The following is a 13,888-nucleotide window of genomic DNA, read 5'->3' on the forward strand; positions in this document are numbered from 1 at the left end:
TGGATGGGGTTAGACGGAGGTGGGGGCTAGGCCGTAGGTCAGGGCGTCTACCAGGGCGTGCCAGCTCGCCTCGACGACGTTCGGGTGCACGCCCACAGTGGTCCAGTCTCGGCCGCTGCTGCCGGAGGTCTCCAGCAGGACCCGGGTGACCGCGCCGGTGCCGTGGCTGCCCTCCAGGATGCGCACCTTGTAGTCGGCCAACTCGAAGTCGCGCAGCTGCGGGTAGTGCCGGGTGAGGCCCACCCGCAGCGCCTCATCGAGGGCGTTGACCGGGCCGTTGCCCTCGGCGGTGGCGATCACCCGCTCACCACGAACCCGGATCTTGACGGTGGCCTCGGAAACCACAGCCCCGTCCTCGCGGTGCTCGACCAACACCCGGTACGACTCCAGGGTGAACGGTCGGGCCGGGCTGCCCTCCGGCAGCTCGGAGCGGACCAGCAACTCGAAGGACGCGTCGGCCGCCTCGAAGGACCAGCCACCCGCTTCCAACTCCTTGACCCGCTTGGTGACCCGGGTCAGGGCCTCCGGGCTGTCGGCCAGGTCCAGGCCGAGCTCGCGACTCTTGAGCTCGACGCTGGCCCGACCGGCCATCTCGGTGATCAGGATCCGCATGTCGTTGCCCACCACCGACGGGTCCACGTGGTTGTAGAGCAACGGGTCGACCTTGATCGCGCTCGCGTGCAACCCCGCCTTGTGGGCGAAGGCGGCGGCCCCGGCGTACGCCTGGTGGGTGTCGGGGGCGATGTTGGCGATCTCGGCGATGGCGTGCGAGACCCGCACCATCTGCGCCAGGCAGCCCTCCGGTAGGACCGGCATACCCAGCTTGAGTTGGAGGTTGGCGACGACCGCGAAGATGTCGGCGTTGCCCGGACGTTCGCCGTACCCGTTGGCGGTGCCCTGCACGTGACGGACGCCGGCCTCCACGGCGGCGATCGTGTTGGCCACGGCGCAGGCGGTGTCGTTCTGGGCGTGTATGCCGAACAGCCCGGGGTCGATCCCCAGCCTTTCGGTCAGGTCGAGGATCACGGCGGTCACCTGGGATGGCAGCATGCCGCCGTTGGTGTCGCAGAGCACCATCCGCTCGGCGCCGGCGGCGAGCGCGGTCTGCACGACGGCCGCGCCGTACGCGGGGTCGTGCCGGTAGCCGTCGAAGAAGTGTTCGCCGTCGACGAAGACCCGCCGGCCCTCGCGGACGAGGTGGTCGACGGTGTCGTGGATCATCGCCAGGTTCTCCGCGCCGGTGGTGCGCAGCGCGCGCTCCACGTGCCGGGTGTCGGCCTTGGCGACCAGGGCCACTGCCGGGGTCTGCGCGTCCAGCAGGGCGCGCACCTGGGGGTCGTCCGCGACCGGAACACCGGCCTTGCGGGTGGAGCCGAAGGCGACGAGTACGGCGTGCCGCAGTTCCAGTTCGGTGCGGGCGCGCCGGAAGAACTCGGTGTCCTTGGGTACGGCGCCCGGCCAGCCGCCCTCGATGAAGCCGACGCCGAACTCGTCGAGCAGCCGGGCCACGGCCAGCTTGTCGACCACCGAGTAGGTGAGCCCCTCGCGCTGGGCGCCGTCGCGCAACGTGGTGTCGAAGACCTGGAACGTCATCAGGATCCTTTCTCGGAGCAACAAAAAGACCTCCCGCGGATGCGGGAGGTCTGCGCGCTCGGCAGAGGGGAGAGCCGGCGCGCTAGGTCGCAATAATCAGGGAGGTGCTGGTCACGACGACCACTCTGCCACCCCGCCGTGGTTTTGGGAGGAACAATCCACATGGCGAGACGATTACTGAGGGTTCGTTCAGCCCGAACCGTCGCTCGTGATCGGCTTCACAAGCCACCAGGGCGCTCACCGGCGGAAACAGCGGTGCGGAAACATCTGGAACTGGCCATGTGCCATTTGCAAGGAGGACCTGTGCTCACCGTCAGTGACCGCTTACCTGAGCACAGACTCACCGCCTGCGCATCGCTGGGCGCCACCAACGCGTCCAAGACGATCAACCACGCGTCCCACGAGGGCAAGTGGCGTGTGGTTTCCGTCGGGCCGAGCGACGTCACCGTCATCGGCCCGACGGAGACCGCTGGCGGCTGACCATGAGCCTCGACGCGATCACTTCAGCCCTGCCGGCGTACGCCAGGGACATCGCCCACAACCTCGGCTCCACCATCGGCACCTCGACGTTGACCCCGGCACAGACCTGGGGCACCGCGCTGGCCTCTGCCGTGGCCGCCCGTAACCCGCTGGTGCTCCGGGAGATCGCTGCCGAAGCACGCGGGCACCTCGGGCCGGAGGGGATCGAGGCGGCCAAGGCCGCCGCGGCGATCATGGCGATGACCAACATCTACTACCGGGCCAAGCACCACATCGGTGACGAGCGGTACGCCTCGATGCCGGCCCGACTGCGGATGCAGATCGTCGCGAGGCCGGGAGTGGACAAGGGCGACTTCAAGCTCTGGTGCCTCGCCGTGTCGGCAATCAACGGCTGCGACGTGTGCGTGGAGTCGCACGAGAAGACGCTGCGCGGCCGGGGTTTCAGCCGCGAACAGGTGCACGATGCCCTACGGATCTCCGCCGTGGTGCACGCCGCGGCGGTCACCCTGGACGCCGAGGCCGCACTCGCCTGAGCACGTACGCCGTTTCCGGCCCCCGACGGCCGGGTAGCTCCTGCCACAGACATGAGTTGATCGGTGACAGGCAGGAGTGAACGGCATGGACAGGATCGATCCGCACGCCACCCACGCCGGGCCGGACCCGCTTCGCGGCGGCGACCAGGGCGCGGTGCCCGGCGGCGCGCCGGCCGGCACCTTCGACCCCTGGCGCTACCGGGACCAGGCCGGGGTGGCCGACGCCGACCTGGTCGGCTACAAGGTCGAGGCCAGCGACGGTGGCGTCGGCAAAATCGACAGCGCCAGCCACGAGGTGGGCGGCAGCTACCTGGTCGTGGACACCGGGCCCTGGATCTTCGGCAAGAAGGTGATGCTGCCGGCCGGCACCGTCAACCAGGTCGACCACGACCAGCGCACCGTCTCCGTCGACCGGACCCGGGACCAGATCAAGGCCGCCCCGGAGTACGACGAGACCAGCCACAGCGACCCGGGCTACCGGGATCAGCTGGGTGGCTACTACGACGAGACGTACGGTGCGCTCCCGCCCGGCACCGCACGCTGACTGTTCGGCCCGACGGCCGGTGGGGCACGATCCCACCGGCCGTTACCGTGTGAACGTGGATGCCACCGAGGAAAACCCCCAGCTCTCGCTCCCCGCCACCTTCAACTTCCGCGATGTCGGTGGCTACCTCGGCCACGACGGCCGATCCGTGCGCCGAGGCCGGCTCTACCGCTCCGACTCGCTGCACCGCCTCACCGAACAGGACCAGGACGCGTTCGCGGCGATCGGGATCCGCACCGTCATCGACCTGCGCCGCCCCACCGAGGTGGAGCGGGACGGCCGGGTGCCCGCGTACCAGGGGCTGGCCTACCGGCACATCCACCCGGAGCACGCCGACTGGTCGGGTACGCCGCACGAGGAGGGCGCGAACCTGGCCCGATACCTCGCGGACCGGTACGCCGACCTGGCCCAGACCGGCACCGCCGGGCTGGCCGAGGCGGTCGGGCTGATCGCCGACTCCGCCAACGCCCCGGCGGTGGTGCACTGCGTCGCCGGCAAGGACCGCACCGGCATCGTCTGCGCGTTGACCCTCGCCGCGCTCGGCGTCGACGACGCGGACATCACCGCGGACTACGCGTTGAGCAGCGAGGCGTCCGCGCGGTACAGCGCCTGGCTGGCCTCTGTGACCCCGGGCGGCGTGGACGTGCCGGCACCGTTCTTGAGCTCACCCGCCGAAGCGATGCAGATCTTCCTGGACGAGCTGCGGGAGGGGCATGGCTCGGTCGAGGCGTACCTGCGCCACGCCGGGGTGACCGACGAGCAGCTCGCCGCGCTCCGCGACCACCTGCTCGACGAGCCCACCGAGGCGTAGGCCGGCGTCGCGCAGGGCCGACTGTGCCGGCCCGTCCCGGTGGACGGGCCGGCACAGCGACGAAAGGTCAGAAGACCCGCTGCACCCAGCCGTGCGGGTCGGCCGCCTCGCCACGCTGGATGTCGACCAACTGCTGACGCAGGGCCATGGTGACCCGGCCGGGCTCGCCGCCACCGATCAGGAACTCGCCGTCCGGGAAGCGGACCCCACCGATCGGGGTGACCACCGCGGCGGTGCCGCAGGCGAACACCTCCTTCAGGCGTCCGCTGGCGGCGTCGGCCTGCCAGTCGGCGAAGCTGATCGGCCGCTCCTCGACCTGGTGTCCGGCCGCGCCGGCCAGCGTGATTACCGCGTCGCGGGTGATGCCCGGCAGGATCGTGCCGGTCAACGGTGGGGTGACCACCGTGCCGTCGTCGTAGACGAAGAAGACGTTCATGCCGCCCAGTTCGTCGACGAACCGGCGCTCCACCGCGTCCAGGAAGACGACCTGGTCGCAGCCGGCCTCAATGGCCTCCGCCTGGGCCGCCAACGACGCGGCATAGTTGCCGCCGCACTTGGCCGCACCGGTGCCACCGGGCGCGGCCCGGGTGTAGTCCGGCGAGACCCAGACGGTGACCGGCTTGACGCCACCGGTGAAGTACGCCCCGACCGGTGAGGCGATCACCATGTAGAGGTACTCGTTGGCCGGGCGGACGCCGAGGAAGACCTCGCTGGCGAACATGAACGGCCGCAGGTAGAGGCTGCCGTCCGCGCCGGTGGGGATCCACTCCCGGTCGATCTCGATGAGCTTGTGCAACGAGTCGACGAACACCTCCGGCGGCAGCACCGGCATCGCCATCCGCTGCGCGGAGGTGGCGAAGCGGGCCGCGTTGGCGTCCGGCCGGAACATCGTCACGCCACCGTCGGCCGTGCGGTACGCCTTGAGCCCTTCGAAGATCTCCTGCGCGTAGTGCAGCACCGCGCTGGCCGGGTCCATCGGGATCGGCCCACGGGCCTCCACCCGGGCGTCGTACCAGCCCTTGCCGTCGGCGTAGCGGACGGTGACCATGTGGTCGGTGAAGACGCGGCCGAACCCGGGGTTGGCCAGCAGGGCGGCCCGATCGGCAGCGGATACCGGCGCGGCATTCGGACGGATCTCGAAGTCGAGCTTGTCACCACCGCTCATCGCGTTGACCTCCCTGCGGAACAACGGCGTGCGGGACCGCACACCGACATGGCTGTGCCAAAAACCTACCCCGAACGGTCGTTCAGCGGGTAGCGCCGGTCGGGCCGGACAGGACTGCCCGGGCAGACCGACGCCCTGCCGGTCGCCGTTCGGGCCGGGACGGTCAGGCTACGACGTGGGCGGCGAGTCGGTCGCCGACCTCTTCGGTACGCAGCGTCACGCCCGGAACCCGGCTGGCCAGCTCGGCGGCGACCGCCGCGTTGACCCGGGCGGCGGACTCGCTGTGCCCGAGCTGGTCCAGCAGCAACGCCGCGGAGAGCACCGCGGCCACCGGGTCGGCGATGCCCTGGCCGGCGATGTCCGGCGCCGAGCCGTGTACCGGCTCGAACATCGAGGGGTACGCCCCCTCGGGGTTGATGCAGCCGCTGGCGGCCAGCCCGATGCCACCGGTGACGGCCGCGGCGATGTCGGTGAGGATGTCGCCGAAGAGGTTGTCGGTGACCACCACGTCGTAGCGCTGCGGCTGGGTGACCAGGAACATGGCCGCCGCGTCGACGTGCTGGTACTCGGTGGCGACGTCCGGGTGCTCGGCGGCGACCGCGTCGAACGTGCGGGCCCAGAGCGACCCGGCGTGGGTGAGCACGTTGGTCTTGTGCACGAGGGTGACCTTGCGCCGCTCCCGGCGGCCGGCGCGGGCGAACGCGTCGCGGATCACCCGCTCCACGCCGTGCCGGGTGTTCAGGCTCTCCTCGGTGGCGACCTCGGCCGGAGTGTCGCGGTGCAGGGAACCACCGGCACCGGCGTAGAGCCCCTCGGTGCCCTCGCGCACCACCACCAGGTCGACCTCGCCCGGCTTCACGTTGCCCAGCGGGCCGGCGACCCCGGGCCAGAGCCGCGACGGGCGCAGGTTGACGTACTGGTCGAAGGCGAAACGGAGCTTGAGCAGCAACCCCCGCTCCAGCACACCCGGGGGAACCGTCGGGTCACCGACCGCGCCGAGCAGGATCGCGTCGTGCCCGGCCAACTCGGCCAACACCGAGTCGGGCAGCACCTCTCCGGTACGGTGCCAGCGGGCGGCACCGAGGTCGTACTCGGTGGCCTGCACGTCGGGCAGCACCGCGTCGAGGACCTTGCGGGCCTGTGCGACCACCTCAGGCCCGATGCCGTCCCCGGCCACCACCGCGATCCGCGCCACGACCGCACTCCTCTGTTCAACGGTTCCGTCCGGGCAACGGTACGTCGCCGTCCCGCCTCCCGGTACGACACGTCCATAATTTGGGACGGGGAATGCACAGCACCCTCTCAGCTGGGACTCATGGGGCGGTCATCTCCGCTGCCTACCGTGGTGCTCAGTGGGTCGCGGGGGCCCGCTGACCAACGGGGTCGCGATGACGCGGCACCACGTGCGAGGGGGCAGATGCGATGCGCATCGATGAGCAGCCACGGACCCGCTGGCCGGACCCGTCCGCGTTCCGCAACCGCCGGCCGGACCTTCGACTCGGCAGCCGCCGGCACCGGATCGACCCGGCCGGCGCCACCGGGGGCCGGATCGCGGTGCAGCACACCGTACGCACCGCGACCGCCGAGTACACCCTGCTGCTGAACGCCCCCGAGTGGCTCGGCCGCCGGGGCGTTGGCGAGGCGCTGCGGGACAGCGTCGCCGAGCTGCGCGCCATCGACCTCACCTACGGCCCCAACCGACCGGAGAGCCTGGTCTCCCGACTGCGCCGCGCCGAGATCAGCCCGGAGTCGTACCCGCCGCTCGCCGATCTGGTGGACCGTTGCGCCGCCATGCGCGCCGCCACCGACGGGTGGTTCGACGCCTGGGCGGTGCCCGGCGGCTTCGACCCGGGCGGCCTGCTCGGCGGCTGGGCGGTGGAACGCGCCGCCGAGCGGCTGCGCGCCGCCGGCATCCACGACTACGCCGTCCTCGCCGGCGCCGACCTCGTCGTCCGGGGCCGCGCGCCGCACGGCGGGCCCTGGCGGGTCGCCGTGCACCACCCGACCGCACCCGAGCGCGCGCCAATGGTGCTGGAGATGACCGCTGGCGCGATCGGCACCTCCGGGGTGACCGGGCGGCAGGGGCACGTGGTGGACCCGCACACCGGCGAGCCGGCCGACCACCTGGTGGCCGCCACCGTCGTGGGCCCCGACCTGACGGTCGCCGACGCCTACGCCACAGCGCTCTACGCCGCCGGCCCCACCGGTCTGGCGTGGTTCCGGGGCAACTCCGACTATCGCGCGCTCTTCGCCCACCGTCGCTGAGCTGCTCGGGCCCGCGATCGGCCCCCACGATCTCGGCAACGACAGTGGGGGCCGGTCAGCGACGAGTGCGCGTGGCTCGCACAACCGAGGGGTGCGGACCGGTCGGGCCGGACGTCGACCGCGCCACCCGAAGACGGGCCGGCGCCTCGAACTCGGCCAGTGACCGCAGTGCGTACGCTAGCGAATCGACGCAACTCGACGCAAGAGTCTCCACACCGGACCGTCGCAACCGGAGGCCGCGGCAATCGATGGTTGACCGGCGGCGAGGCAATTTCGACATGGTGAACGGCGGATGGCACGCTATCCGCCGTGAGTTTCGATCTGAGCGTGTGGGCCCTGGAGGACGGGGCGACGCCCGAGGACGTGCGGACAGCGGTCGACGGTTGCCGGCAGGGACGGCACGTGGACCGCTACCCCGACCCGCGGGTGGTCAGCTTCTACCGGGCGATCACAGCCTCCTATCCGGACCGTCACCCCGGCCCGAACAGCCCGTGGGCGGTGGCGCCGCTGCACGCGGCCCACGACCACGTCGAGTTGAACCTGCACCCGACCTGCGCGGACCAGGTGCTGCTGGACATCGAGCGGCTGGCCGGCGAGCACGGGCTGATGCTCTTCGACCCGCAGGACGGCTCGGTCTACCCGCCCCCGGCGCGACTGCCCGGCTGACCCGACCGGCGGCACGAACGGGAAATGACGAGGGGCCCGGCGAATCGCCAGGCCCCCCACGGTGCTTGTCGTCTACTACTCGTCGCGCAGGTCGGCGGCGCTGGCCGCCGTGGCCCCGATCGACTCGGCGGCCGAGGTGAGCAGGTCGGCGCCGAGCGCCTGGTCGACGGTGAGCGTCATCAGCGTCTCGCCACCCGCCTCCCGACGAGCCACCTGCATGGCGGCGATGTTGATGCCCGACTCGCCGAGCAGGGTACCGACCGTGCCGACCACACCGGGTCGGTCGGCGTAGCGCAGGAAGAGCAGGATGCCCTCCGCGCCGATCTCCACGTCGAACCCGTCCACCTCGGTCAGCTTCAGCACGTCCCGGGCGCCGGTGTGGGTGACCGTGCCGGAGACGCTGACCGTCCGGCCGTCCGGCAGCGCGCCGCGCACCGTGACCAGGGTCGGCTGCTCGGCCGTCTCGGCCAGGGTCGCCAGGGTGACCTCGACACCCCGCTCGGCGGCCAGGTGCGGGGCGTTGACGTAGGTGACCTGATCCTCGACCACGGAGCTGAACAGGCCCTTGGTGGCGGCGAGCTTGAGCACCGACACGTCGTGGCTGACGATCTCACCACGGACCTCGACCGTGACGCTGGCGGCGATCCCACCGGCGACCGCGGTGAACGCGCGACCGAGCTTCTCCGCCAGCGGCAGCAGCGGCCGAACGTCCTCGGCGACCACACCGCCGGCCTGCACGTTGACCGCGTCCGGGACGAACTCGCCCTGCAACGCCAGCTTGACGCTCTTGGCCACGGCGAGACCGGCCTTGTCCTGCGCCTCGTGGGTGGAGGCGCCCAGGTGCGGGGTGGCCACCACGTTGTCGAAGGCGAACAGCGGCGACGAGGTGCACGGCTCCTTGCTGTACACGTCGACACCGGCGCCGGCGACCCGGCCCTCGGCGATCGCGTCCGCGAGCGCCTGCTCGTCGACCAGCCCACCACGGGCGGCGTTGACGATGCGAACGCCGGGCTTGACGATCGCCAGCTCCTTCTCGCCGATCAGGCCCACCGTCTCTGGCGTCTTCGGCAGGTGGATGGAGATGAAGTCGCTCTCCCGCAGCAGCTCCTCCAGCCCCACCAGACGAACGCCGAGCTGCGCCGCACGGGCCGGCTGGATGTACGGGTCGTACGCGATCAGCCGGGTGCCGAACGCGGCGATGCGAGACGCGAAGAGCACCCCGATCCGACCGAGCCCGACCACGCCGACCGTCTTGCCCTGCACCTCGACGCCGGTGTACTTCGACCGCTTCCACTCCCCCGCCTTGAGCGCGGAACTGGCGCTCGCGGTGTTGCGGGCGACGGCGAGCAGCAGCGCGACGGCCTGCTCTGCGGCGGAGACGATGTTGGAGGTGGGCGCGTTGACGACCATGACGCCCCGCGCGGTGGCGGCCGGCACCTCGACGTTGTCCAGCCCGACGCCCGCCCGGGCGACCACCTTGAGTCGCGGCGCGGCGGCGACCGCCTCGGCGTCGATCTGGGTCGCGCTGCGCACGATGACGGCGTCGGCCTCGGAGAGCGCCGAGAGCAGGGCCGGACGGTCGGTGCCGTCGACGTGACGGACGTCGAAGTCGTGGGCGAGCACCTCGATGGCGGCGGGGGCGAGTTCTTCGGCGATCAGTACGACAGGATTCATCGGTCCTCGTAGAGGTCGTGTTTGCGATCGGCGCGGGCGGCCGGGCGCTGCACTGCGCCCTGCGCTGATCCGTGCCGTGGCCGTCAGGTGCCGGCTGCTGCACCTACAGGCGATCGTAGGGGCCCCGCTGGTCGGCGTGTTCCGGTCTTCGGGGTGAGTGCCCTCACACGCCCGGTCGGGCGACGGACATCGGCCGTTCACCGCGCCGACACGGTCGCTCAGGCCGCGCCGAACCCCTGGTGGCGTCGGTCACCCGGCCCTTGCGGGAGCGTGGTGGCCCACGAGCACTGCCGCCCGACGCATCGACGGGCGGCAGCATGCCGGGCAGCCCCGGGGCGGCGCTGGGGAGAGCGCCAGCCCGGGGGCTGTCGGTGAATCGTCGTCCGGACGAGCCGGACGGTCAGGCGGTCTCGGTGATCGGGCGGTCGACCCAGCTCATCATGCCGCGCAGCTTCTTGCCGGTCTCCTCGATCGGGTGCGCCGCACCCTCGGCCTGCCACTTGGTGAAGTTGGGCCGGCCGGCCTCGTCCTCGGCGACCCACTCGCGGGCGAACTCGCCGGACTGGATCTCACCCAGGATCTTGCGCATCTCGTCCTTGACCCGGGAGTCGATGATGCGCGAGCCACGGGAGAGGTCGCCGTACTCGGCGGTGTCGGAGATGCTGTAGCGCATCTTCGCGATGCCGCCCTCGTACATGAGGTCGACGATCAGCTTCAGCTCGTGCAGGCACTCGAAGTAGGCGACCTCCGGGGCGTAGCCGGCCTCGGTGAGCACCTCGAAGCCGGTCTGCACCAGCGCCGACGCGCCGCCGCAGAGCACCGCCTGCTCGCCGAAGAGGTCGGTCTCGGTCTCCTCGGTGAAGGTGGTCTTGATCGCGCCGGCCCGGGTGCCGCCGATCCCCTTTGCGTACGCGAGGGCGAGCGCGAGCGCGTTGCCGCTGGCGTCCTGCTCGACGGCGACGAGGCAGGGCACGCCCTTGCCGTCGCTGTACTGGCGGCGGACCAGGTGGCCGGGGCCCTTGGGCGCGACCATCGCCACGTCCACCTCGGCCGGCGGCTTGATCAGGCCGTACCGGATGTTGAAGCCGTGGCCGAAGAAGATCGCCTTGCCCGGGGCCAGGTTCGGGGCGATGGACTCGGCGTAGATCCCGCGCTGGGCGGTGTCCGGTGCGAGCACCATGATCACATCGGCCTCGGCGGCGGCCTGCGCCGGCGTGACGACCCGAAGGCCCTGCTCCTCAGCCTTGGGTCGGCTCTTCGAGCCCTCCGGCAGACCGATCACCACGTCGACGCCGGAGTCCCGCAGCGACAGCGCGTGGGCGTGGCCCTGGCTGCCGTAACCGATCACCGCGACCTTCTTGGCCTGGATCAGGCCGAGGTCGGCATCGTCGTCGTAGAACACCTCAACGCTCATGAGAACTTCCCTTTCGTACGACGGCCGGGGCGGCCCGTCGTGGTCTGTGCGGATGATTTCCGGGACGGCCCGCCGGGGCCGACCGGCGGCGGGTCAGGCGGCCCGCAGCGCGGGACCGGCGGTGATCGAACGCGAACCGCGCCCGATGGCCACCAGCCCGGACTGGACCATTTCCTTGATGCCGAAGGACTCAAGGTCGCGCAGGAGCGCGTCGAGCTTGTCCGGGGTGCCGGTGGCCTCGATGGTCAGCGTGTCCGGTGCGACGTCGACCACCCGGGCGCGGAACAGGTTGACGGTCTCCAGCACCTGCGACCGCGCGGTCCGGTCGGCGCGAACCTTCACCAGCAGCAACTCCCGGGCAACCGAGACCTGCGGATCCAGTTCAACGATCTTGAGTACGTTGACCAGCTTGTTCAGCTGCTTGGTGACCTGCTCCAGCGGGGACGAATCCGCGTTGACCACGATGGTGATCCGGGAGACGTCCGGGTTCTCGGTCTCGCCGACGGCGAGGCTGTCGATGTTGAACCCGCGCCGGGAGAACAGGCCGGAGACCCGGGCGAGCACGCCCGGCTTGTTCTCCACCAACACGGACAGGGTGTGCATGGTCATGCCACGGCCTCGCTTCGCTCGGTCGTGCCACGACCGTGGACAGGGCTGAGCCTGCTGATTCGTTCGCTGTGCTCACTCATGTCAGATGTCATCCTCGTCGAAGACCGGGCGGACGCCACGGGCGAACATGATCTCGTCGTTGCTGGTGCCGGCGGCGACCATCGGCCAGACCATCGCGTCCTTGCCGACCACAAAGTCGATCACGACCGGCGCATCGTTGATCTCCATGGCGGCGGCGATGGTCTTGTCCACGTCAGCCGCGTTCTCGCACCGCAGCCCGACGCAGCCCAGGGCCTCGGCGAGCTTCACGAAATCGGGGATGCGGTGCTTGTGGGTGCCGAGCTCGGTGTTGGAGTAGCGCTCGTTGTAGAACAGCGTCTGCCACTGTCGGACCATCCCGAGATTGCCGTTGTTGATCACGGCGATCTTGACCGGGATGCCCTCCAGCGCGCAGGTGGCCAACTCCTGGTTGGTCATCTGGAAGCAGCCGTCACCGTCCACCGCCCAGACCACCGTGTCCGGCTTGCCGACCTTGGCGCCCATCGCCGCCGGCACCGCGTAGCCCATCGTGCCGAGGCCGCCGGAATTCAACCAGGTGTGCGGCTTCTCGTAGGAGATGAACTGCGACGCCCACATCTGGTGCTGACCCACCCCGGCCACGAAGATCGCGTCGGGGCCGACGATCTCGCCCAGCCGCTTGATGACGTACTGCGGGGACAGGGTTCCGTCGGACGGCTCGTCGTAGCCCAGCGGGTAACGGTCGCGCAGGTCGTTCAGCTGCGTCCACCAGTCACCGAGGTCGGCGGTGCGCCCCGTCGACCGCTCGGCGCTGACCGCGACGATCAGCTCGTCGATGACGTGCTTGGCGTCGCCGACGATCGGCACGTCCACGTGCCGGTTCTTGCCGATCTCCGCCGGGTCGATGTCCGCGTGGACCACTGCCGCGTCCGGGGCGAACGAGTCCAGTTTGCCGGTGACCCGGTCGTCGAAGCGCGCGCCCAACGCGACGATCAGGTCCGCCTTCTGCAGGCCGTAGACCGCGGCGACAGTGCCGTGCATACCGGGCATCCCCAGGTGCTGCTGATGCGAATCGGGGAACGCCCCGAGCGCCATCAACGTGGTGACGACCGGGATGCCGGTCATCTCGGCCAGCCGCCGCAGCCCGTCGGTGGCGCCGGCCTTGAGCACGCCACCGCCGACGTAGAGCACCGGCCGTCGGGCGCCCGCCATCAGCCGCGCCGCCTCCCGGATCTGCTTGCCGTGCGGGTGCAGGGTGGGCCGGTAGCCGGGCAGGTCCAGCGTGGGCGGCCAGGTGAAGGTGGTCGGCGCCTGGAGCACGTCCTTGGGGATGTCGACCAGCACCGGGCCGGGTCGCCCGCTGCTGGCCAGGTGGAACGCCTCGGCCAACACCCGGGGGATCTCCTCGGCGGTCTGGACGAGGAAGTTGTGCTTCGTGATCGGCAGGGTGATGCCCTGAATGTCCGCCTCCTGGAAGGCGTCGGTACCGATCGACGGGCGGGCCACCTGCCCGGTGATCGCCACCATCGCCACCGAGTCCATGTACGCGTCGGCGATCGGGGTGACCAGGTTCGTCGCGCCCGGGCCGGAGGTGGCGATGCAGACGCCGACCTTGCCGGTGGCCTGGGCGTAGCCAGTCGCCGCGTGGCCCGCGCCCTGCTCGTGCCGGACCAGGATGTGCCGGACCGTCGAGTCGTAGAGCGGGTCGTACGCCGGCAGGATCGCGCCGCCCGGAATGCCGAAGACGACGTCGACGTCGAGCGCCTCGAGGGACCGCACGAGCGAGCCGGCCCCGGAAACCTGGGTCGGTGCGGAGGGCCGTACCGCCGGAACGGCCGGGGTGGCCGGGCGCGTGGTGGCCTGATCGACGTCGAGGGTCGGGTCGGCGGCCGCGCGGGCCCGGCGGGCGGTGTGGGCGAGGGTCTCGGGCGTGGGTCTCGTCATGGCGGTTCTGGCCTTCGGCTGGAGTGGCTGGTGGCTAGTCAAGCGATGCGACGCAGGCGGGGCCCGCTTCGCCAGGTTCCGATGGCAATAAAAACGGCCCTCGTGCAGATGCACGGGGCCAGCGCACTCTCGGTGAGGGAGAGTGCGCTCAGGTAAGTACTCGCAGCGACCG

Annotated in this window: 13 protein-coding genes; 6 read left to right on the top strand and 7 right to left on the bottom strand. The window is 71.0% G+C overall.

Translation table 11 applies throughout. The features are described from left to right. Window positions 1–9: 9 nt before the first annotated feature. Window positions 10–1,593 carry a citramalate synthase gene (gene cimA, locus DLJ59_RS21550; RefSeq protein WP_124774440.1) on the bottom strand — a complete coding sequence of 528 codons (1,584 nt, stop codon included), beginning with the start codon at window positions 1,591–1,593 and terminating at the stop codon, window positions 10–12. 303 nt (window positions 1,594–1,896) lie between these two features. On the opposite strand from cimA, the gene DLJ59_RS36405 reads away from it, so the two are divergent. From DLJ59_RS36405 to DLJ59_RS21565, 4 genes are all read left to right on the top strand, one after another. Then, window positions 1,897–2,073: a hypothetical protein gene (locus DLJ59_RS36405; RefSeq protein ID WP_158630885.1), complete on the top strand. Its 177-nt coding sequence runs from the start codon at window positions 1,897–1,899 to the stop codon at window positions 2,071–2,073. A 2-nt stretch (window positions 2,074–2,075) separates the two neighbouring features. After that, complete coding sequence (gene ahpD / locus DLJ59_RS21555) at window positions 2,076–2,606, top strand: alkylhydroperoxidase, AhpD family (protein ID WP_124774441.1); 531 nt, start codon at window positions 2,076–2,078, stop codon at window positions 2,604–2,606. 85 nt (window positions 2,607–2,691) lie between these two features. Continuing rightward, window positions 2,692–3,150: a PRC-barrel domain containing protein gene (locus tag DLJ59_RS21560; RefSeq protein WP_124774442.1), complete on the top strand. Its 459-nt coding sequence runs from the start codon at window positions 2,692–2,694 to the stop codon at window positions 3,148–3,150. Between the two features lie 19 nt (window positions 3,151–3,169). Further along, window positions 3,170–3,961: a tyrosine-protein phosphatase gene (locus DLJ59_RS21565; RefSeq protein WP_124774443.1), complete on the top strand. Its 792-nt coding sequence runs from the start codon at window positions 3,170–3,172 to the stop codon at window positions 3,959–3,961. 67 nt (window positions 3,962–4,028) lie between these two features. Here the strand turns inward: DLJ59_RS21565 and DLJ59_RS21570 are convergent, their stop codons facing one another. Both DLJ59_RS21570 and DLJ59_RS21575 read right to left on the bottom strand, forming a co-directional pair. Continuing rightward, window positions 4,029–5,126 (bottom strand): branched-chain amino acid aminotransferase, encoded by a 1,098-nt coding sequence (locus DLJ59_RS21570; protein ID WP_124774444.1) that lies wholly within the window; start codon window positions 5,124–5,126, stop codon window positions 4,029–4,031. Between the two features lie 163 nt (window positions 5,127–5,289). Continuing rightward, entirely contained in the window at window positions 5,290–6,321 is a 1,032-nt protein-coding gene (locus DLJ59_RS21575; RefSeq protein ID WP_124774445.1) for a 3-isopropylmalate dehydrogenase, read from the bottom strand. Window positions 6,322–6,548: 227 nt separating this feature from the next. Between DLJ59_RS21575 and DLJ59_RS21580 the strand changes: the two genes are divergently transcribed. Together DLJ59_RS21580 and DLJ59_RS21585 are read left to right on the top strand one after the other, a co-directional pair. After that, window positions 6,549–7,391, top strand: coding sequence for an FAD:protein FMN transferase (locus tag DLJ59_RS21580; protein WP_124774446.1), 843 nt, complete (start codon window positions 6,549–6,551; stop codon window positions 7,389–7,391). Between the two features lie 309 nt (window positions 7,392–7,700). After that, window positions 7,701–8,057 (top strand): hypothetical protein, encoded by a 357-nt coding sequence (locus DLJ59_RS21585; RefSeq protein WP_124774447.1) that lies wholly within the window; start codon window positions 7,701–7,703, stop codon window positions 8,055–8,057. A 75-nt stretch (window positions 8,058–8,132) separates the two neighbouring features. On the opposite strand, the gene serA is transcribed toward DLJ59_RS21585, so the two are convergent. The 4 genes from serA to DLJ59_RS21605 form a co-directional block, all read right to left on the bottom strand. After that, window positions 8,133–9,731, bottom strand: coding sequence for a phosphoglycerate dehydrogenase (gene serA, locus DLJ59_RS21590; RefSeq protein ID WP_124774448.1), 1,599 nt, complete (start codon window positions 9,729–9,731; stop codon window positions 8,133–8,135). 400 nt (window positions 9,732–10,131) lie between these two features. Beyond that, window positions 10,132–11,145, bottom strand: coding sequence for a ketol-acid reductoisomerase (ilvC, locus tag DLJ59_RS21595; protein ID WP_112582057.1), 1,014 nt, complete (start codon window positions 11,143–11,145; stop codon window positions 10,132–10,134). 93 nt (window positions 11,146–11,238) lie between these two features. After that, entirely contained in the window at window positions 11,239–11,754 is a 516-nt protein-coding gene (gene ilvN, locus DLJ59_RS21600; RefSeq protein WP_124774449.1) for an acetolactate synthase small subunit, read from the bottom strand. Window positions 11,755–11,835: 81 nt separating this feature from the next. Further along, the gene (locus DLJ59_RS21605) at window positions 11,836–13,716 is read right to left on the bottom strand and encodes an acetolactate synthase large subunit (RefSeq protein WP_124774450.1); all 1,881 of its coding nucleotides are present in this window, start codon (window positions 13,714–13,716) and stop codon (window positions 11,836–11,838) included. Between the last annotated feature and the right edge of the window lie 172 nt (window positions 13,717–13,888).

Origin of the sequence: Micromonospora inaquosa (assembly GCF_003857055.1) — a bacterium.
Taxonomy (GTDB): domain Bacteria; phylum Actinomycetota; class Actinomycetes; order Mycobacteriales; family Micromonosporaceae; genus Micromonospora; species Micromonospora inaquosa.